The 20,603-nt window shown below is 42.0% G+C and carries 18 protein-coding genes, 1 pseudogene and 1 other annotated feature; of the genes and pseudogenes, 3 read left to right on the forward strand and 16 right to left on the reverse strand.

The window, feature by feature from the left end:
• Nucleotides 1-106: 106 nt before the first annotated feature.
• The 6 genes from bioB to AXI57_RS13460 form a co-directional block, all read right to left on the reverse strand.
• Nucleotides 107-1,114, reverse strand: coding sequence for a biotin synthase BioB (bioB, locus tag AXI57_RS13435; RefSeq protein WP_061670359.1), 1,008 nt, complete (start codon nt 1,112-1,114; stop codon nt 107-109).
• Nucleotides 1,111-1,812, reverse strand: coding sequence for a dethiobiotin synthase (bioD, locus tag AXI57_RS13440; protein WP_061670360.1), 702 nt, complete (start codon nt 1,810-1,812; stop codon nt 1,111-1,113). Before bioD ends, bioB begins: the two co-directional genes overlap by 4 nt.
• Nucleotides 1,809-2,981, reverse strand: a complete 1,173-nt coding sequence (gene bioF / locus AXI57_RS13445) for an 8-amino-7-oxononanoate synthase (protein WP_061670361.1) — start codon at nt 2,979-2,981, stop codon at nt 1,809-1,811. Before bioF ends, bioD begins: the two co-directional genes overlap by 4 nt.
• On the reverse strand, nt 2,971-4,317 hold the full coding sequence (gene bioA, locus AXI57_RS13450) for an adenosylmethionine--8-amino-7-oxononanoate transaminase (protein WP_061670362.1): 1,347 nt from the start codon (nt 4,315-4,317) through the stop codon (nt 2,971-2,973). Before bioA ends, bioF begins: the two co-directional genes overlap by 11 nt.
• Entirely contained in the window at nt 4,307-5,083 is a 777-nt protein-coding gene (gene bioW / locus AXI57_RS13455) for a 6-carboxyhexanoate--CoA ligase (protein WP_061670363.1), read from the reverse strand. The genes bioA and bioW overlap by 11 nt, the downstream gene beginning before the upstream one ends.
• 556 nt (nt 5,084-5,639) lie before the next feature.
• A complete protein-coding gene (locus tag AXI57_RS13460) occupies nt 5,640-6,539 on the reverse strand; it encodes a dienelactone hydrolase family protein (protein ID WP_061670364.1) in 900 nt (299 codons plus the stop codon).
• Between the two features lie 176 nt (nt 6,540-6,715).
• On the opposite strand from AXI57_RS13460, the pseudogene AXI57_RS20950 reads away from it, so the two are divergent.
• Nucleotides 6,716-6,883, forward strand: a pseudogene (locus tag AXI57_RS20950) (ABC transporter substrate-binding protein); the annotation flags it as partial.
• A 131-nt stretch (nt 6,884-7,014) separates the two neighbouring features.
• Here the strand turns inward: AXI57_RS20950 and AXI57_RS13465 are convergent.
• From AXI57_RS13465 to AXI57_RS13475, 3 genes are all read right to left on the reverse strand, one after another.
• The gene (locus AXI57_RS13465) at nt 7,015-7,326 is read right to left on the reverse strand and encodes a rhodanese-like domain-containing protein (RefSeq protein ID WP_003324983.1); all 312 of its coding nucleotides are present in this window, start codon (nt 7,324-7,326) and stop codon (nt 7,015-7,017) included.
• Between the two features lie 132 nt (nt 7,327-7,458).
• Nucleotides 7,459-9,873, reverse strand: a complete 2,415-nt coding sequence (gene leuS / locus AXI57_RS13470; protein WP_061670365.1) for a leucine--tRNA ligase — start codon at nt 9,871-9,873, stop codon at nt 7,459-7,461.
• A 108-nt stretch (nt 9,874-9,981) separates the two neighbouring features.
• Nucleotides 9,982-10,195, reverse strand: a binding site (T-box leader).
• A 102-nt stretch (nt 10,196-10,297) separates the two neighbouring features.
• Nucleotides 10,298-10,627 carry a DUF4257 domain-containing protein gene (locus AXI57_RS13475; protein WP_010789560.1) on the reverse strand — a complete coding sequence of 110 codons (330 nt, stop codon included), beginning with the start codon at nt 10,625-10,627 and terminating at the stop codon, nt 10,298-10,300.
• 423 nt (nt 10,628-11,050) lie between these two features.
• On the opposite strand from AXI57_RS13475, the gene ytvA reads away from it, so the two are divergent.
• Complete coding sequence (gene ytvA, locus AXI57_RS13480; RefSeq protein WP_003324980.1) at nt 11,051-11,842, forward strand: YtvA family blue-light photoreceptor; 792 nt, start codon at nt 11,051-11,053, stop codon at nt 11,840-11,842.
• A gap of 31 nt (nt 11,843-11,873) precedes the next feature.
• Here the strand turns inward: ytvA and AXI57_RS13485 are convergent, their stop codons facing one another.
• Nucleotides 11,874-13,067: an MDR family MFS transporter gene (locus AXI57_RS13485; protein WP_003324979.1), complete on the reverse strand. Its 1,194-nt coding sequence runs from the start codon at nt 13,065-13,067 to the stop codon at nt 11,874-11,876.
• A gap of 200 nt (nt 13,068-13,267) precedes the next feature.
• Between AXI57_RS13485 and AXI57_RS13490 the strand changes: the two genes are divergently transcribed.
• Nucleotides 13,268-14,011 (forward strand): sunset domain-containing protein, encoded by a 744-nt coding sequence (locus tag AXI57_RS13490; protein WP_061670366.1) that lies wholly within the window; start codon nt 13,268-13,270, stop codon nt 14,009-14,011.
• Between the two features lie 34 nt (nt 14,012-14,045).
• On the opposite strand, the gene AXI57_RS13495 is transcribed toward AXI57_RS13490, so the two are convergent.
• The 6 genes from AXI57_RS13495 to ytrE form a co-directional block, all read right to left on the reverse strand.
• The gene (locus tag AXI57_RS13495) at nt 14,046-15,986 is read right to left on the reverse strand and encodes an FtsX-like permease family protein (protein WP_061670367.1); all 1,941 of its coding nucleotides are present in this window, start codon (nt 15,984-15,986) and stop codon (nt 14,046-14,048) included.
• Entirely contained in the window at nt 15,976-16,737 is a 762-nt protein-coding gene (locus AXI57_RS13500; RefSeq protein ID WP_061670368.1) for an ABC transporter ATP-binding protein, read from the reverse strand. Before AXI57_RS13500 ends, AXI57_RS13495 begins: the two co-directional genes overlap by 11 nt.
• Nucleotides 16,738-16,838: 101 nt before the next feature.
• Nucleotides 16,839-17,843: a sensor histidine kinase gene (locus AXI57_RS13505; protein ID WP_061670369.1), complete on the reverse strand. Its 1,005-nt coding sequence runs from the start codon at nt 17,841-17,843 to the stop codon at nt 16,839-16,841.
• Nucleotides 17,836-18,531 carry a response regulator transcription factor gene (locus tag AXI57_RS13510; RefSeq protein WP_061670370.1) on the reverse strand — a complete coding sequence of 232 codons (696 nt, stop codon included), beginning with the start codon at nt 18,529-18,531 and terminating at the stop codon, nt 17,836-17,838. Before AXI57_RS13510 ends, AXI57_RS13505 begins: the two co-directional genes overlap by 8 nt.
• A gap of 72 nt (nt 18,532-18,603) precedes the next feature.
• Nucleotides 18,604-19,917 (reverse strand): ABC transporter permease, encoded by a 1,314-nt coding sequence (locus AXI57_RS13515; protein WP_061670371.1) that lies wholly within the window; start codon nt 19,915-19,917, stop codon nt 18,604-18,606.
• Nucleotides 19,907-20,602, reverse strand: a complete 696-nt coding sequence (gene ytrE, locus AXI57_RS13520) for an ABC transporter ATP-binding protein YtrE (protein WP_003324971.1) — start codon at nt 20,600-20,602, stop codon at nt 19,907-19,909. The genes AXI57_RS13515 and ytrE overlap by 11 nt, the downstream gene beginning before the upstream one ends.
• Between the last annotated feature and the right edge of the window lies 1 nt (nt 20,603).

Consider the following 20,603-nt stretch of genomic DNA (forward strand, 5'->3'; position numbering starts at 1 on the left):
GGCGATTACGCTATAGAAAGAACACATTATGAATATTTTTCAATAGGGAGACAGTGAATACTTTGAAATGAAAAGCAATCGCTGTCTCACCGGTTGATTTTATGTTTTAACTCTTCGCTTCCAGGCTGGCTTTCATTTCTTGTACCGACTCTACTTCAAATCCTAAATCAAGCAGCATTTTGTGATCTTCCGTTTCTTCTTGCCCAGCCGTTGTTAGATAATCTCCGACGAATATGGAGTTGGCTGCATATAACCCTAATGGCTGTAATGAACGCAGGTTGACTTCCCGTCCTCCTGAAATACGGATTTCCTTTGACGGATTGATAAAACGGAATAGAGCGAGTACTTTTAAACAATACAGCGGGTTTAATTCATTTACGCCTTCTAAGGGTGTGCCGTCAATCGCATGCAAGAAATTGACCGGTATTGAATCCGCGTCAAGAGCTTTCAAGCTTTTTGCAATATCGATAACATCCTGTTTCGTCTCCTTCATCCCGATAATGACACCTGAGCAAGGAGACATACCAGATTCTTTTGCTATTTCCACTGTATTAACCCTGTCATCGTACGTATGTGAAGTGGTAATGTTGGCATGGTTGCTCTGTGATGTATTCAAATTATGATTATAGCGGTCTACTCCCGCTTCTTTGAGACGTTGCGCCTGCTCCGGTTTTAACAGCCCGAGACATGCACAAACTTTCAATCCGTACGTACCTTTAATTTCCTGCACCGCTTCAACAACCTGATCAACTTCTCTATTAGACGGTCCCCTGCCGCTGGCAACAATACAATATGTTCCTATATTTAAATCATGTGCACGCTTTGCGCCCTCTAGAAGGGTATCTTTCTTTACCATCCGATAAGCATCAATCGGCGCTTTCGATATGGAAGACTGAGAACAATATCCGCAATTTTCCGGGCACAGTCCGGACTTCGCATTCATAATCATATTAAGCTTTACTTTTTTTCCGTAAAAGCGTTTTCTAATTTGAAAAGCAGCATGCATCAGCAGCAGAATTTCCTCATCTGGGCATTCTAAAATTAAAAGAGCCTCTTCGTTTGTTACTTCCGCTCCATCTAACACTCGGTCTGCAAGTTCCATCCATTGATTCATCTTCCTGCCCCCATTCGATTAATAAGTAAGGACACATCTATATGGTCCGTCACCATTTTTTGAACGCTTTCTTTTGTTATGTCTTCAAGCTTTGGCGTTACCCCTAAAACCGGCACACCGCACAAGTCCTCAATTATGTCCGGATTTGTCTTTTCATCAAGATCAGGAGAGTGGCTGATTCCATTTATTACGATACCGGCGATTGATAGGCCCATGCTTTTTGCATATTGAACGGTTAAAAATGTGTGATTAATCGTCCCAAGATTAGGCCGTGCCACAATAATAATCGGGAGCTCTAAAGCTTTTATTACATGACTGACTAAATAATTCTCTCCCAATGGCACCGAAATACCGCCGGCACCTTCTACGATAAAACAATCATGTTTTTCCCTCATTCTCTCCCAGTGGCTCAAGACCTCTTCCATTTTGATAGCCTTTCTTTCCAGCTTCCCTGCAACGTATGGAGCAAGCGGCTCTTTGAATTCGAAAGGAGTTATCTCTTCATGGGAGAGAAACGTTTGAGACATTTGCTTTAATAAAGCTGTATCGCTTTCTGGATGGTAACGTGAAATACCGCTTAAGAAAGGCTTAAATACCCCGACATCCATCTTTCTCTCTTTAAATAAAGCTGCAAGGCCGCAAGATATAATAGTTTTCCCAACTCCTGTATCTGTGCCTATTACAAAAAAACCCTTCATATCAACATGTTCAACTCCTTACCAATTACATAAAATGACTCTAACAATTTATCTATTTCTCTTACACTGTGGTCAGCGGTGACCGTTAACCTGATACGGCTTTCTCCTATTGCAACGGTTGGGGGACGAATAGCCGGTGCATAAATTCCTTTTTCCTGCAGCCGTTTCGCAAATATTACAGCTTTTTGGGCATCCCCAATGACCACAGGAATAATCGGTGTAAGATCCCCTTTTACAACGAAACCCATTTCTACTAGAGCGGTTTTTATCTTTTTTATATACGAAAGCAAAAGTTGGCGTTTTTCGTTACTATTTTCAATTATCTCCAATGCCTCATAAGCAGCAGCACAGCTTGCCGGCGGAATAGCCGTTTGAAAGATAAACGTTCTGGCATGGTTCAGCAGAAAGTCGATGAATACCGCTGAACCGGCAGCAAAACCTCCTTCCGTACCACCAGCTTTGCTCAGGGTGCCAATCACAACATCAGGACAGACACCGAAGTGTTCACTTGTCCCCCTTCCGTTTTCCCCTAAAACACCTGTTGCGTGGGCATCGTCGACGATAACGAAGGCATTGTAGCGTTTAGCAAGTAAGGTGATCTGATCAAGAGGAACAATCGTGCCGTCCATACTAAACACTCCGTCTGTTACGATAAAACGGCGCTGATAACGCTGTGTTTCTTTCAGCTTTCCTTCAAGATCAACCATATCAATATGGCGATAAATGGCCGTATCCGCCTTTGACAGGCGGCAGCCGTCAATAATACTTGCATGATTTAATTGATCGCTTAAAATGATGTCTCCTTTTTCAGGTAAGGATGAAAGTACACCGACATTGGCTAAGTAGCCGCTAGAAAACAGTAACGCTGCTTCCGTCCGCTTAAAGCCAGCAATTTTTTTTTCGAGTTTTTCATGCCAGATCGAATTGCCTGTTGTTAAACGCGAACCGCTGCTTCCTGTTCCAAAATGATGAAGTGCCGTTTCTGCTGCTGAGATCAATCGTTTATCATTCGCCAAGCCTAAATAATTATTTGATGAACAGACAATTTGTTTCTTGCCGTCAATATTCATCTCAGGCTGGGGAGCAGAATTCATTGTTCGTACTCTTCGATACAGCCCGGCTTCCTTCGCCCTGTCTAACCGCTCGCTTAACCATTCATCAAAATTCAAAGCTGGTTACCTCTTCAATGGCTTCTTTCATAATTGATACCATTTCTTCAAGCTCTTCTGTTGTGCTGGCGAGAGGAGGCAGAAATGCAATCACATCTCCCAGCGGCCGCGTCAGCATGCCAAGCTCTCTCATTTTTAAAGAAACTTTGTACCCGATCCGCTGTTCAGCAGGATAAGATAATTTTGTTTCCTTTGACTGCACAAGCTCTGCGCCGCACATAAAACCGAGCTGCCGGATATCGCCCACGTGAGGAAGCGATTTCAGATCCTGAAGAAGCAAGTGAAGCCGCTCGGTTTTTCGCGCCACCTGTTCAACGATTTCTTCAGATTCAAACAAACGTAAATTTTCAATCGCAACCGCACAGCCAAGCTGATTTCCTGTATATGAATGGCCGTGGAAAAAGGTTTTTAAGTTTTCATAATCATCATAGAATGCCTTGTAGATGTCCTCTGTGGCAAAAGTGACGGCAATCGGTAAATATCCTCCTGTAATTCCTTTTCCTGCTGCCATTAAGTCAGGCTGCACATTTTCATGTTCACAGGCAAACATTTTCCCCGTACGTCCAAAACCTGTCGCAACTTCATCAACAATCAATAAAACATCATAATTTGTACAAAGCTTACGTACACCTGCCAAAAAACCTGCCGGCATCACGATCATACCGGACGCTCCTTGAACCATCGATTCAATAGAAAGCGCCGCTATTTCGCCGTGGTTTTCAATAAGCAGCCGTTCAAGTTCATGCAGGCACTCATCGCGGCACTGTACAGGATCACCGCTTTCAGAGCGGTATACATAAGGGATCGGCGCTTTAAAACTTTCAAACATTAACGGGCCGTATACATGATGGAAAAGCTCAATCGAGCCTACACTGACGGCGCCAATCGTATCGCCATGATAGCCGTTTTTCATCGAGATAAATTTTTGTTTCTCAGGCTTCCCAATGTTCTTCCAATATTGAAACGCCATTTTAAGAGCGATTTCCATTGCTTCAGCGCCGCTATCTGAATAAAAAACACGCGTCAGCTTTTCAGGGCTTATTTCGATTAATTTTTCGGCAAGCTCTGTCGCTGGAACATTTGTCATGCCTAACAATGTGGAGTGCGCGATTTTTCCCAGCTGTTTTTTTATCGCATCGTCTAATTCCTTTTTACGATGCCCGTGTACATTTAGCCAAACAGAAGAAAAGCCGTCATAGTATTCCTTGCCGTTTATGTCTTTTACTTTTATTCCATTTCCGCTTTCAATGATCAAAGGATTTTCATCATAGTCTTTCATTTGAGTGAACGGCAGCCAAAGGTTCTTTTTGCTTTTTCCAATCAACTCATGCATCATTTTCTTCCTCCCATTGAATGAAAACAGGCTGTTTTTCCAGGTAGTCTATGTAAGTCTCCAAATCTCTTAAGCCATCAACAAAAAAGATTCGGCAGCCGCCTTCGTTTCCGTATTCTTTCAACTTCTTGATACGCTGATAGCCCAGTTTTTTACTCGCAACGTAGCCTGTTATGTAATCAGGGTCATCTGACCAGCATAATTCTGCGATAGTAGCCGGATGTTTACTTACCTTCGTTGCAAGCACAAGCGCTTCTTTTATTCTTGAATTTCGAGGCATTTGATAACACTTGGTCCATTTGTCAAAGTTAGTGTCAGGCCAATCCATCCTGGAAACCCGTACGCCTCTTTCCTTTCTCTGATCAATTCGTTTGCCAGAATGAATATCAAACAGTATAGCTCCCCTCAATCCGGAACATTCAGGAATTTGTTCATATGCTAAATCAATCATCTTTTTTTGAATGCCTGCTTTTTCTAAAAGTTTTCTTGCTAGCACTTGTCCCTTTTCTGCTGATTCAACTTCATGTGTTTCAATGTGTAACGGATTAACCAACTGTATAGGTTCGTCAATACATTCGAACTGAATTTTCATAAAATCCGGTTTTCCTCTTGAATGATATATGCCTTTTTCTAATAAGGCATTCACTGTATGTATCATATTTTCATAGGTTGTAAGCCGTTCTCCGCCAGATAAATGCTTTCCGCCGACTTCATGAGAACCATTCTTGGAAGCTCTCATTCTGACGCTATAAAATTTTTCTTCCCGCATGTCTTCCCCCTTGTTTTCAGTTGATAACAGAATGACAGCAAGTTTAAAACGTGTTTTTTAAACAATTGTAAACCGTTTTTATAAAAAGGTTAACATTTATGATATTAGTATTCCTTACGTATTCTGTCAATGTGTAAATGAAATGAAATGAAATTGAAATGTGATTAAAAATAAAATGCTGGAGGTAAAAGAAAGAAGTCGGTCGTATAGGGAACTGAAGAACATGATTGATGTTAATGGTGAAAGTATTGAACAAATGCTGCTGTGTGGTATTTTCCTGAGTTCTGGATCTTTTATCGCTTTATTACAAGCGACGTACTGCCATTACGTATGGCTGTCATGATTTAATGATTAAGTATTCAATAAACACGTCATCCTTACATCCATATAAACCATAATCATCACTTGTAGTTTTGAATATCGGTCGTTCCAATACAAAAAAATAATCGGCAGTGCGTCAGTCTTGCGATTAGTCTTGAGCAGGCACGTTCATTTTAGCGCCTGCCATGATTCATTGAACATGCAGCCTTCCCTATCAGCTTACCCATTTTGCGCGCTACAGCCATTTTTCTAAAAAACGTAAAGCCTCATGCCTCATTACAGCCGTTTCAAAATGCCCGGAAGCTGAACGGACCATCCGGTATCGGTCTGATGCCCCCTGTTCTTGATACAAAGCCGTTAAGGCCGTTTCGATTTTATTCATCCCCTTAACAGGCGTCAAGCGGTCGTGCTCTCCTACAAGGCTTAAATGCGGGCGCGGAGCGATCATGCTTTGAATATCTGACGCGGAAAAATGCTTCGCGAGGGAAGGAACATAATAGTAAATGCCATGGCGGTCGAGGTCCTGCGTTTCAATCAGCGTTTCATGATCAACCTGGCTGCATATATCCACACAGACCTTAATCCGGTCATCAAGCGCCGCCGTCCACCACGCCATTAATCCGCCCATAGACATTCCGATCGTCCCGATTCTGTCAGGCAAAATATCAGAACGGGTCTGTAAATAATCAATCGCTCTCATGCTGTCATATATCATCATGCCCCACATCACCCTGCCGGTCAGGAGCATTTCTTTAAAAATGCCGCTCTCTGTTTTCCCCCTCCTGTCTCCAAACCCCCAATGGTCAAGCGCAAGTACGGCATATCCCCGTGATGTGAATTCTCCGGAAAATGAAGGCGCTTTCAAATATTCCGCACCTTCCGTTAACTCTCTCTTCCCCCTCTCGTAACATCCTCCATGTGAATGCTGAAACAATACCGCAGGCATTTTGTCTGTTCTGTTTTTTGGTTTTACAAAATAGGCAGGTACTTTTTCAATCCCATTCAAATCAAGAAGCAGCGTTTCGAGAATATCATTCTCTCTTTCTTCTGTTGTTAATGTACTGATACTCATTTTCCTTTTTTCAGGCAGATCGCCAAGCAAATGCAAAAGCTGCTCTCTTTTCATATCTTTCATCGTCTCACCCTTTCTTTATCTCCACAATACGATGCAAATTAGGTTTTTCCTTTATTTTCATATACCGAGAAATCAGTATTTACTAAACCTTTACTAAAAATGACTGAAAAATATCTAAATATATCCTTCGAAAGTGTTTACTTCTATTTTATTCCATATGAGGGTTCGTAAAAGATATTGCCTCCAAGGCCAACGTTTCCAGCGGGGAAAAATCATTACCCATTTATTCCACAATGTCTACAGACAGTGAAAGAAAAACGTTTAGAAAACTGGCCGCCGAGTTTGTACAAGAATTTGACAGCATCCGCGTGAAAATTCATTTCCCAGGGAATGACTATGAAAATACACCTTCAACACCATTCTCACTGTTTTAAGGTATGTCCCTCAAAGTCTTCATCAAATTCCATAAAAAAAGATGAAAAAGAACATGAAGGAACAATGCTCTTTTTCACCTTTTATACTTTATATCCAACCACTAGTTTTTCGGCTTTGTTTCGCCTTCCCAGTCGAGCATGCCGCCTTCAACATTCACTGTTTTATAGCCTTGCTCCTGTAAATACATACAAACGTTCATGCTCCGCTTTCCGGAACGGCAGATAAAGACATACTCTTTTTCTTTATCAAAAGCATCCATTTTTTCAGGAATGTCGCCCATGCGGATATGGACCGCTTCAGGAATCATGCCTTCCGCTACTTCTTCATCTTCTCTCACATCAATGAGATAAAGCTCTTCATCAGCTTCTAATTTTTCTTGAAGTGCAACTGTGCTTATTTCTTTTATAGTCAATGAAAAACACTCCTTATTGTCTTGATGCCTCTAAGTATAGCAAACGCAGTCCGGCTATAGCTATTCCACAGCTTGAATTCCCCTATAAAAAATCCCCTTCCGGTAAGTGTGGAAGGGGATCTCATCTGTTTCTTAGTTAGCGACAATATTCACTAATTTTCCTGGTACTGCAATCACTTTACGGATCGTTTTTCCTTCAAGCTGCTCTTTGACCTTTTCGTCATCTTTTGCAAGCTGCTCCAATTGATCCTTCGTTGCATCAGCCGGAACCTGTAACTTCGCTTTGACTTTACCGTTCAGCTGTACCACGATTTCGATTTCATCGTCGATTAATTTCGATTCATCATATACAGGCCAAGATTCATATGCAATGGAACCTGTGTGTCCGAGTCTTGTCCATAATTCTTCAGCAAGGTGAGGCGCAACCGGGGAAAGAAGCTTCACAAAGCCTTCCACGTATTCTTTAGGAAGCTCTGACGCTTTATAGGCCTCATTGATAAAGACCATGAGCTGTGAAATTCCCGTGTTGAAGCGTAAGCCTTCATAATGGTCAGTCACCTTCATCACCGTTTCATGATACACACGCTCCAGTGTCTCGCTGGCACCTTCTGTTATTTTACTGTTGAGCTCTCCGCTGTCTTCAATAAACAAACGCCATACACGGTCCAGGAAGCGGCGTGCACCGTCCAGCCCGGACTCTGACCAGGCAATTGAAGCGTCAAGCGGTCCCATAAACATTTCATACAATCTGAGTGTATCAGCGCCATGGGAGGAGACAATTTCATCCGGATTGACGACATTGCCTTTTGATTTGCTCATTTTCTCATTGTTTTCCCCAAGAATCATCCCTTGGTTATAAAGCTGCTGGAACGGTTCTTTCGTCGGTACAACGCCGATGTCATAAAGGAATTTATGCCAGAAGCGCGCATAAAGAAGATGCAGCACCGCATGCTCCGCTCCGCCGATATACATGTCAACCGGAAGCCACTTATCCAATTTTTCAGGAGAAGCGAGCTGATCCGGATTGTGCGGGTCAATATAGCGAAGGAAATACCAGCAGCTTCCAGCCCATTGCGGCATGGTGTTGGTTTCTCTTCTGCCTTTTTTCCCTGTCTCAGGGTCCGTCACTTCAACCCAGTCCTTAATATTGGCAAGCGGCGATTCTCCGGTTCCGCTCGGCTTGATTTCACTTGTTTTTGGCAAAATCAGCGGCAGCTCCTCTTCCGGCACTGCTGTTGATGTTCCGTCTTCCCAATGAATGATCGGAATCGGCTCGCCCCAATAGCGCTGGCGGCTGAAGAGCCAGTCGCGCAAACGGTATGTGACCTTTTTCTCGCCGTGTTTCGTTTCTTCCAGCCAAGCAATCATTTTTTCAATCGCTTCCTGCTTGCCGAGGCCATTAAGGAAATCAGAATTGACATGCTCTCCGTCTCCGGTGTATGCCTCTTCTTCTACATTACCGCCTTTGACCACTTCTTTAACAGGAAGGCCGAATACTTTGGCGAATTCAAAATCACGCTCATCATGTCCAGGCACAGCCATCACAGCGCCCGTTCCGTATGATGCAAGCACATAATCTGCGATCCAGATCGGCATTTTTTCCCCGTTCACAGGGTTAATGGCGCAGGCTCCGGTGAAGACGCCTGTTTTTGTTTTTGCAAGATCTGTACGTTCAAGATCGCTCTTCGATTGAACTTCTTTGATATAAGCTTCTACAGCTTCTTTCTGTTCAGCAGTTGTGATTTTTTCTACCAAAGCGTGTTCCGGAGCAAGAACAGTGTATGTAGCGCCAAACAGCGTATCAGGTCTTGTCGTAAACACAGTAAAGGATTCATGATGCCCTTCAATATCAAAATGAACGTGTGCGCCTTCAGAACGTCCGATCCAGTTGCGCTGCATGTCTTTAATGCTTTCCGGCCAGTCAAGCTCTTCCAGATCATCGAGAAGCCTGTCCGCATAAGCAGTAATTTTCAGCATCCATTGCCTCATCGGCCGTCTTTCTACAGGATGGCCTCCTCGTTCGCTTTTTCCGTCAATAATTTCTTCATTTGCAAGCACCGTTCCGAGTGCAGGACACCAGTTCACAGGCACCTCATCAACGTACGCCAGCCCTTTTTCATAAAGCTTTAAGAAGATCCACTGCGTCCATTTATAATAACCGGGATCAGTCGTATTGATTTCACGGTCCCAATCATAAGAAAAGCCGAGCGCCTGAATTTGGCGGCGGAAGTTATCTATGTTCTGCTTTGTGAAGATAGCGGGATCGTTCCCCGTATCGAGCGCGTATTGCTCCGCAGGCAGTCCGAACGCGTCCCAGCCCATCGGGTGAAGAACATCGTACCCCTGCATCCGTTTCATACGGGACAGAATATCCGTCGCAGTATAGCCTTCAGGATGGCCGACATGCAAACCGGCTCCGGATGGATAAGGAAACATGTCCAGCGCGTAGAACTTTGGTTTTTCATTATCTTCAAGAGTGGCAAAGGTTTTATTCTCTAGCCAATAGTTCTGCCACTTCTTTTCAATTTCTTTATGCTGAAAACTCAACTTAAAAACCTCCTCCTTATTGAATACGGCGTTTATATACAAGTATTGACGGGAACAGAAGAACTATATTCAGATTATTCTAAAACTAAAAAAAACTCCCTCATCCCAAAAAGGGACGAGAGACTTTCGTTTTCCCGCGGTACCACCCTCGTTAGCGCGGCTGATGCCGCACTCACTTGATACTTTTAACGCAGTTATGCGTCAGCGGCTTTCACCGCTGCAACTCTGAGGTGAGTTCAGAAACAGATTCGATTGACTTTCACCAGCCGTCAATTCTCTATAACAAAATCTGCTTCTTACTGCTCCTCTTCACTGTTCTTATCGCAACCGTAATCTTATCTGTATTTTATAGAATTATGTTCATAAGTGCAAGCAGGTTTGTATACAATGGGAATGTACCCTGAACGGGCGCAGTAGAGGACAATTATTCGGGTGGAGGTTCATTTTGACGTTTGGAGCCGGTCGATGCACTATTTTGTTCTCTGACAAAGTCAAAGCTTCTTAGAACAGCTTCACCGCCGTAGCCTGAAATTATGGATAGGATGACGAGTTGGATTCCTGAATCGGGGTTAGCGGATAAGACAAGTAAGATGGAAGCAGCCATGCCGATAAACCAATCTTCCAAAAAACCGAGGTAAATGAACCGCTTTGTCATTCTGGGTTTCTCCAGCCTGCCTCTTTTTTTTACATGACCGAGAATCCCCATTATTCCTCCAATCACACAAGCAATTAAAACCTGATGCAGCATCTTCATCATCACCTTCCTAAAGCCCTTATTTAGTAAAGCGACTTCAGGCCATCCAGCCCCCTTAAACTTTTCCGATGATTTTCGATATCTACATACTGGCGAATCTGCAAGAAAGTAAAAAAGCTTGTTTCTTCCATTATATGTGAACACATGATCGGTAAGCTTGATGCATTAGATTCATTTTTTTCCAGTGACAATGACCTAGTTATTTATTTAGCACTTATTTTGATCCCGCTCAAGTGTTCAAATTGGTTTCTTATCTTTAGTTTATACGAGGACAAGCCTGAATGACAAACGCTGAATTCGGCTGCTTGAACAAGAACATATGTTATGCTACGGTTACTGTAGGGTTTATAAATGAAGGGGACTTGATGTTACGGAACAATGTGGCTTTAGGCAATGATACCGACAGCCGAAAAGGGGGTTTATATGGCTAGCTCAAATATCTTTGGAATGCAGGAGCAGCTTGAATTAATTAAAAAAGCGCTTGATCATGCGCGCGTTGGTGTGGTGATGACAGACCCCGCCCTTGAGGACAATCCCATTGTGTATGTCAACAACGGATTCGTTCAATTGACCGGATACTCGCCGGACGAGATCTTAGGGAAGAACTGCCGTTTTTTACAAGGAAATCAGACAGACGCTCAAGAAGTGGCCAAGATCAGAACCGGTTTAACAAACAAACAGCCGATCACCGTTCAATTACAAAATTATAAAAAAGACGGAACGATGTTTTGGAACGAGCTGAATATTGATCCAATATACATTGAACAAGAAGATAAAACATATTTTGTCGGATTTCAAAAGGACATCACTCAGCAAAAAGAGTATGAAAAACTGCTCGAAGATTCACTCGCAGAAATCAGTACACTGTCAACTCCCGTCGTCCCGATACGAAACGGCATTTCAGCACTGCCGCTTATCGGCAATTTGACAGAAGAGCGCTTTGAATCCATTGTTTGTACGCTGACTAACATATTAGCAACATCAAAAGATGATTATTTAATTATCGATTTGTCAGGTTTAGTGGGTGTAAATGAACAAACCGCTGACCAAATCTTTAAACTGCATCATTTGCTCAAATTGACAGGCACAGAGCTTATTATTACAGGCATCAAACCGGCACTTGCCATGAGGATGAACCAATTGGATGCAAACTTTTCTTCTTTGAAGACATACTTAAATGTAAAAGACGCCGTCAACGTGCTTCCGGTTATGTAAAAAGATCCCGCCAATAGAGCGGGATCTTTTTTTAAGAAGAGATTGTCCTTGTTTGATTGCCGTCATCAGATGATGGTAATCGCCTGTCATAAATCACTGTTGTGACGATACTTGCGAGAAGCAGAACCATCAGCGCTATAACCAGGACATGAATGCCATACTTATCAACAAGCACTCCGCCAAACAAAGGTCCGATCATTCTCCCTCCGGTTGCCGCGCTGTTGACAAACCCTTGATAAAAGCCTTCTTTGCCTTTAGGCGCAAGCTTATTGGCAATGGTCGGCACCGCAGGCCAGACCAGCATTTCCCCGATGGTCAGGATAATCATTGCCGCAAGAAACATGTGAAATTGTTTCGCTGCAAGCAAAATACCATACGACATGATAAATATCACAAAGCCGATCACCATTTGGGCTTTGAGTGATTCAGCCCATTTTTTCACCAAGAAACCGACCAGCGGCTGTCCAAGCACAATTAATATTCCATTAACAGTCCAAAGCACACTGTATAATGAAAGAGACATTCCTATACTTTGCGTGTGCGAAGCGATTGTGGTGGACCACTGTGAATAAGCGACCCAGCCCAGCACATACCCGCTGCTCAATATCATAAGCGCCGTAAATGAGGCTCTGCTGCTCACAGGCTCAAAATCAAGAATAGACGTTTGTGCCGCTTGCTTCGACTGAATATTTCGAAATCCGAAATATACGATAAAGAAAAAAACAGCGTACAGCATGGCATTTGCCATAAACACATACGTAAATGAGAAAGCCGCAACCGCGCCTCCAAGCGCCGAACCAACGGCAACTCCGGCATTTTGCGCCACATATATGGCATTAAACGCCTTTCTTCCCCCTTCCGGCCAAATCGAACCGGCCATTGCATAGCTTGCAGGGAACACGACGCCGGAACCAAACCCAACGATCGTAAGAAGCCAAATATAATACGGCCACTGATGAAAAAAGATGAGACCCAATAGACTAACTAGCGTGATCACAATTCCAAGCATAATCGTTTTATAACCGCCGATTTTATCAAACAAGACGCCTCCGCATAAATTACCCACGACACTTGCGCCGGAATTCAGCATAAGAACAAGCCCCGCCACTGTTAACGATTTCCCCAAATGATTGTGAATATATATGGTATTAAGCGGCCAAAGAAAAGACGCTCCCGTTACGTTCATAAACATTCCAATTACTAAAATTTTCAAAGCACGCGGCATATTGATCCCCCTTTCTTTATAAAAAACACGTAAAAACACGGAGTGCGCATAACGTCCCCGTGTTGAATCCAGATATTACAGCCAACCCTTATTCTATCTGCCTCGCATAATTTTTTCAACATATGAAAATAAAATAATGATATCCAATTTTTAAACAAAAATGTAAAATGAATAGTAATCATATAAAAAGGGGTTTCGTTATGGCAAATATATTAGCTGTTTTCGGTTTTCTCGCATTGCTCGTATCACTAGGTTATGGTTTGTTCCACCTGGTCAGAATATTGTCTAAAAAGGAAAAAACATTTTCAAAGACATTTTTCTGGCCGCTTTTTATCGGAGGTCTGGCTCTGTTAATAGCCGGAGCATCCTTTATGGAGCCGGATTCAAATACAGCCAGGGCCGATGATGAAAAGTATTCCGCTCTCCAAACCTCATACAAAAAACTTTCAAAAGAGCATGACACCTTAGAAAAGGAATACGAAACAATCAGTGCAAACGCTGAAAAAGACTTAAACGCCAGCACTGAAAAGCTGAAAAAAGAAAATAAAGAACTGAAAAAGAAACAAGAAACGCTGCAAGCGGAGAATAAAGAACTCAAAGAGAAACAAACCTCATTGAATGAGGACAAGGAAACACTGCGAACGGAAAATAAAAAATTGCAAACAGGGAAAGAAAAGCTGGAGCAGGAGTTAAAAGAGGCTAAAACCGCAACAGCCAGTTCAGAAGAACATTCTTCAAACACAGCCCCGTCCTCAGGAAGCACAAATAAAAGCAGTTCGGAACCAACCGCCGAGACAAATAAAACGTGTGACATTAAAGGCAGCAAAAGCGGCATCTACCACACTCCAGGCAGTACATACTACGATCGGACGACAGATCCTGCTGAAATGTTTTGCTCAGTTAAAGATGCTAAGGCAGCCGGGTACCGGGCGCCGAAAAGATAAACAAAAAGCTCCAGTTTTTCTGGAGCTTTTTGTTTTACAACGCCGATTTAATCACTTTCTTATAATATAGAACAGACAGGATGCCAAAAATAGAATACAGGGCGGTATATAACACCATCACCATAATCATTGGCGTCCACACCTCTGATCCGAATAAAAACCAGCCGGATTGAACTGCAAAATAACTGTGGAAGAGGCCGATCACCAATGGGATGCCAAAGTTATAGATCTGTTTCATGCGTATTCCCTTCAACAAGTCTCCCTGTGTGAAACCGAGTTTTCTTAAGATTGTATAATTCGGTTTTTCTTCTTCACTTTCATCCATTTGTTTAAAATAAAGGATACACCCCGATGTGATGAGGAACGTTAATCCTAAAAAACCAACGATAAACATGACAATACCAAAAAGAGATTTTTGCGCAATGCTTTCATCAAGCCTCGATAAATGCTGATCGCTTTTATTTACCTTTGCAAAAAGATCATTTGCCTTTTTCAACTGATCTTCATTTTTCACATGAATTCCGATAGATACAGAAGACTCTTTCTGAAGGTTTGGGTCTTTATCGTTTTTTAAACGTTTAAATAATGCATCATCCACAATCGCAACAGGCAATCCCCCGGCGGTAAATTTATAGGATAAGAGAAACTCTTTTCTTAACCCTGAATAGGTTAATGATTCAGTCTCATGCTGACCGCTTACTTTGACGCTGCCGGAATCTTTTAAAGACATCAATTTTTGTAAGAGATCCGTATAACCGGAGAAAATGGTTTCATCCGATGACACGTCAACTCCGTCAATCTCTTTGTCACTAACCACAGCAAGCGGGGTTTTTTTCAGATTACCCTGTATATTTTCAGGATCTCCTTCCACAATGTTCTCGATGTTGAAATTCGCTTGCACAACATTGATTTCTTTTTTGCTGTACGGAATGTCATTTTCGTTCAATGTCTGCTCAAACTGTTTTGCATCCTTTTGATTTGTTATGGCAAAATCTGCCGCCACATTTTGTTCAGCTGTTTTTTCCGCTGAATAATAGGAGATATAACATAAGGATAATAAACCGATCGCAAGTGCTGAAACAGTCGTAATAATCGTTAATAACAAAGCGCTCGATTTCATTCTGAACATAATTGATGAAAGGGATAATACTTCATAAATATTTAAGTAACCGCCCTTGCTTTTTCGGATGATGTTAGAGAGAAAGCTGACTGAACCTTTATAAAAGAGATATGTGCCGATTATGACAGTCCCAAGTATAAAGCTCATCGCGAAGAAAAGTTCATTCATTGTCTTAAATTTCCCGCTAAATAACTCGGAAGAAACATAGTATCCTGACAAGATAAACACGATGCCGAGCGCCCCGACAATCATTTGCAGAATCGATATTTTTTTCACTTTATCTTCAGTGGAAGAAGTGACTTTAAACAGTGATAAAATACTTTGCCTTTTAATAAACGTATAATTCATGATCATAATCAAAAGGTAAATGCCGCAAAACACGATGATGGTTTGGATTAGCGCTTGTTGAGAAAAATGCAGTTTCGCTTCCGATTTGACGTCAACAATTTTAAACAAAATCATTAACACTAGTTTAGACATAGAAAATCCGGCAAAAACGCCGACGAATAGAGAACCGAAATATAACAGCACATTTTCCGCACTTAAAACACGAAAAATTTTATGCTTAGTCATTCCGATTAATTGAAATAGACCTATTTCTTTACTCCGTCTTTTAATAAAAATGGTATTGGCATATAACATAAAAATAGAAACAACAACAACGAGTAAGATGGATGCGGTTTTAATTGCCGCCGCGCCTTTAATAGACGCTTTCACTTCGTTAATCGCAGGATCATATTGCAGCGTCACAAACGCGAAATAAAGCGCAACGCTAAAGATTAACGCAAAAACATAGAGGTAATAATTCCGGATATTTTTTTTCAGATTTCGATAGATAAGCTGATTAATGTTCATGCTGAACCCCGCCTAACACACTTTGCGTTTTCATAATATCCTGGAAGAACGCCTGCCTGTCTTGGCCGCCTTTATTGAGCTGTGTATAAATTTGGCCGTCCTTTATAAAAACGACTCTGCTGCAGTAGCTGGCGGCTACGGGATCATGGGTTACCATAATAATGGTGGCGTCGCGCTTTTGGTTTAATTGGCTCAGCTTGTTTAACAAATCAGAAGCGGATTTTGAATCAAGCGCACCGGTCGGTTCATCAGCGAAAATAATGCTTGGTTCATGTATAAATGCCCTTCCTGCGGATGTGCGCTGCTTTTGTCCGCCTGAAATTTCATTCGGGTACTTATTTCTCAAATCATAAATGCCTAACTCCTTGGCTACTTCCTCAAACTTTTGATTGGCTTCTTTTTTAGACATTTTCGTAATAGATAGAGGCAGAAGGATATTCTCTTTCACTGTCAGTGTGTCTAACAAATTATAATCTTGAAAGATAAAGCCTAAATGCTGTTTCCGAAATTCAGCGAGTTCTTTTTCCTTCATATTGGTCATTTCATTTCCGTTAATATTAATGGTCCCGTGACTCACTTTATCAATCGAGGAAAGAACGTTGAGCAATGTTGTTTTACCTGACCCCGACGCTCCCATAATACTGACGAATTCTCCCTTTTGAATGTGGATGTCAATGCCCTTTAGCACTTCTTGTTTATTTAGTTTATTTCCGTAGCTTTTTTGAAGTTTATTGGCTTCTAAAATCATCATGTCCCTAATCTCCTTTATGTTGGATAATCTTATTATAGAAAGGAATGCCGGGCTTTTCCTTCGATTAAGCGAACAAAAAAGAAAAGCATGTGACATTTTTGTCACACGCTTATGATGTTTACAAATTCATTCCGTTTCGGGAAGGTTAATGTAAAGCTCGTGCCCAGATTTGGTGTTGAGTGTACATTCATATGAATCAATAAGGGCTTTGCCGCTTTCTTCGCCAAATACAGCCCCATGCCTGTGGAAGCATGATCGTGATGTTTCGTTGTCGATGTAAACCCTTTGTCAAAGATGCGGGATATATCTTTAGGGTCAATCCCCCGCCCAAAGTCTTTCACTTCCAAGTGCGTCCGATCATTCTGCTCATAACTTTTTATAACGATATCAGAGGCTTCGCTATACTTAATGGCATTGGTCAGAAGCTGTCTGATGATAAAGGCCAGCCATTTCGCATCACTGAGAACTTCCGCTGTCTCCAGCTGAATGTCAAAGCCGATCCCTTTTTGAATACACCATGATTGTAAGTCTCGGATCTCTTTGAAAATCAAGGACTTGAGCTGAATAGTCTCTAAGGACAGATCATTTTCGATAAATGATATGCGTTTTCGATGAAGCTGCTGATCGAGAAGCAGATGAATACGCAGCCATTCATACGATAACGAGGATTTGAATGATTGATCTTCCATTCTCTCAATAATTAAATGCATCGCCGTTAATGGAGTTTTGACTTCATGAATCCAAGCCATGAGTTCATCTTTTTCATTCTCTAACGACAAGCGATTTTGTGACGCGGTTTGTTTCAATTGTTTCGTTTGGCCGGTGATGCTTCTCTCAATAATGGTTTCAAAAGGAGACTCAGGGTCATTGATGCTTGTCACATCAAGATTGTTTTCCCATTCTTCGAGACTTTTATAAAATTTCGTTTCTTTATGGCAGCGGACCATGACAAAGATTGTAAACATGATAAGTGATAGGTAAACAATATAAAGGACCGGTTTAAATGGAATGGCCGAATCAATATAAGCAATAAGCAGGATGAAACACTGCTGAAATAAAAAAACAAGGATCCAGCTCCGCCTCTCGATCAGAAAGGTTTTAATCATATAGACTGTCCTCTTCTTTCGCCATGTAACCTTGCCCGACCTTCGTCTCAATAAATTGCCCCAAGTCCAAAGTGTCCAGTTTTTTCCGCAACCGATTTAAGTTGACCGTTAATGTATTATCGCTCACAAAACGTTCATCATTCCACAAGCTTCTTATTAGCTCTTCCCGGCTTACAATCTTATTTTTTTGTTCGATCAGCCGCTTTAAAATGAACATTTCGTTCTTCGTCAGCTCAATAGAACCTGTTTCATTGCCGACTAGATTTTGTTCAGAATCTACGGTCGCCCCGCACCATGTTTTAAGGACAATGGGTTCTGAATTGTAATGATACACGCGCCGAAAAATGGCTTGTATTTTCGCAATCAGAACATCAAAATGAAACGGCTTTTGGATAAAGTCATCGGCCCCAAGCTGCATAGACATCACCATATCTGCAGGATGATCTCGCGAGGATAAAAAGAGAATGGGAACATTAGACCGGGAACGAATCATCCGGCACCAATGAAACCCGTCAAATTTGGGCAGCTGAATATCAATAATGACGCAATCAGGTTTTATCGCCGTAAATTCTTGAATCACTTGACTGAAATCCTGAATGCCGTACACATCATAAGACCACCCGGTTAAACGCTCTTTGATTTCATAAAACAGCGATTCATCATCTTCAATCAGCAAAAGTTTAAACAATGGATTCACCGCACTTTTCACTTTGATAGGTGTATAGAGAAAAGCCGGCTGATTCAGCCGGCTGTTTCATTATTATAATTCTCTTCTTAACGCCGTCAAGACATTTGTTTTTGTGGCTTTTCTGGCCGGGTTTAAGCCTGATATAACCGCAACCCCTGCGCTGATGACAGTCGCAATACTGACAAGGCTCAGCGGAATATAAGAGAACGTATAGTCCAATTCGCCCGCCGCGCCGGCTCCGGTTGATTCAAGGATGACCGGAACAGCCAGATTCACGATATAACTCACTCCGTAAGAAATAATAATTCCGATGACAGAACCTAAGATACCGATATATGCGCTTTCCATCAAAAACATTCTGCGGATAATAGACGGGTTTGCGCCGATTGCCTTCATGATCCCGATCTCTTGCGTCCGTTCTGTAACGGCCATTGTCATTGTATTAAAGATACCAATGGCAGAGATAATAACGGCTATACATCCGACGAAGATCAGTCCGATTTTGAAGACCATAAAGAAGGTGTTTACGCCCTGCAGCTGTGTTGTGACCGACATGACGTTATAACCGGCATCAGTTAAATCATTTGTCAGCTGCTCTACATTATCAAATTTATCAGCATAAACGCTTACGCTTTTTTGAATACTTTCGCTATCTTTAGATAAATCAAGAAACTTGGAGAACTCCCCTTTAAACGCATCACTTACAAAAACAGATGAATCCTCCATCCAATCATTTTTCGGTTTCTTTGTAATGCCGACAACTTTAAAATCATATGTTTTCTCTGAAGTTTTGCCCGTTTTTTCATCAACTTTTGATACGTTCAGTTCGATGGTTTGGTTCAGAATATCCTTGGTATACCCTTTAGGCTCTTTCAATTCTGCATTATTCCCATTGTTCTCGTTTATTTGTTTTTCAAAGTCTTTAGATTCTTTTTCAGTCCACAAATATTTCGCAAAATCATATCCAACCACAATCTCATTTTCTGATTTTGCGACACGGCCTTTATCCAATTCCATATTTGATTTTAATTCATCACTCATATTAGTCAACGTCAGGGACATATTTTCATTTGTTCTATTGTTTAATTTGGCTTTGACCGGTTCATGCACCTCTGTTCTTTCAACCACGGCTTTTGCGTGTTTAAATTTTTCTAAATCTGATTTTTTGACCGCTTTACCGTCATCTTTGCCGTAAACAGAAATTTTCGTGACAATTTGCTGGCTCATCGTCATATCGGTAATGGTCTTTTGAATCCCAAATCCGACAGACGATAATACAATTAAAAACGCACAGGCCATTGTCGTCGCAAGCACTGTCATGAAGACACGCAGCCTGTTTTTCTTCATATTTCTTCTGATAAAATCGACTTGATCCTTAAACCTCAACGGTAACTCCCCCTTTTAACACACCGTCATGCAGCTGGAATTTTGAATGGGCGATGGATGCAACCTCATCGTCATGGGTGATGATCACAAATGTAATCCCGCGCTCGCGGTTGAGCTGCTGAATAAATTCAAGCACTTCATGCTCTGTTTCTGAATCAAGGCTTCCCGTCGGCTCATCGGCTAAAATGATCGACGGATTCAAAATTAACGCTCTCGCGATGCTGACACGCTGCTGCTGGCCGCCGGACAGTTCATTCGGATAGTGGCTGGCATGGTTTTCAAGGCCGACGCGCTTCAGCATGTCCTGTACTTTCTGCTTCCGCTCAGACGGCTTTACGCCTTTGAGTGCCAGCGGCATTTCCACATTTTCGTACGTCGTCAGGCTCCCAATAAGCTGAAAGCTCTGAAAGATAAAACCAAAATGCTCAAGACGGAAATTAGCCCATTCCTTTTCGTTAAAGCCGGTTACATCTGTGCCGTCAATAACGATTCTTCCTTTAGTTGGCGAGATGTACCCGGAAATGAGATTCAAGAGCGTCGATTTCCCAGATCCGCTCCGTCCGACGATACAGGCGATTTCTCCTTTAGACACCGTCAACGAAACGTCCTTTAAGACAGGGACCTCATTCTCTCTGCCTTTTTTGCCGATTTTAAATGAATGGTCGATATGCTGAACATCTATCATG

The organism is Bacillus atrophaeus (assembly GCF_001584335.1).
In the GTDB taxonomy this organism is placed as follows: Bacteria; Bacillota; Bacilli; order Bacillales; family Bacillaceae; genus Bacillus; species Bacillus atrophaeus.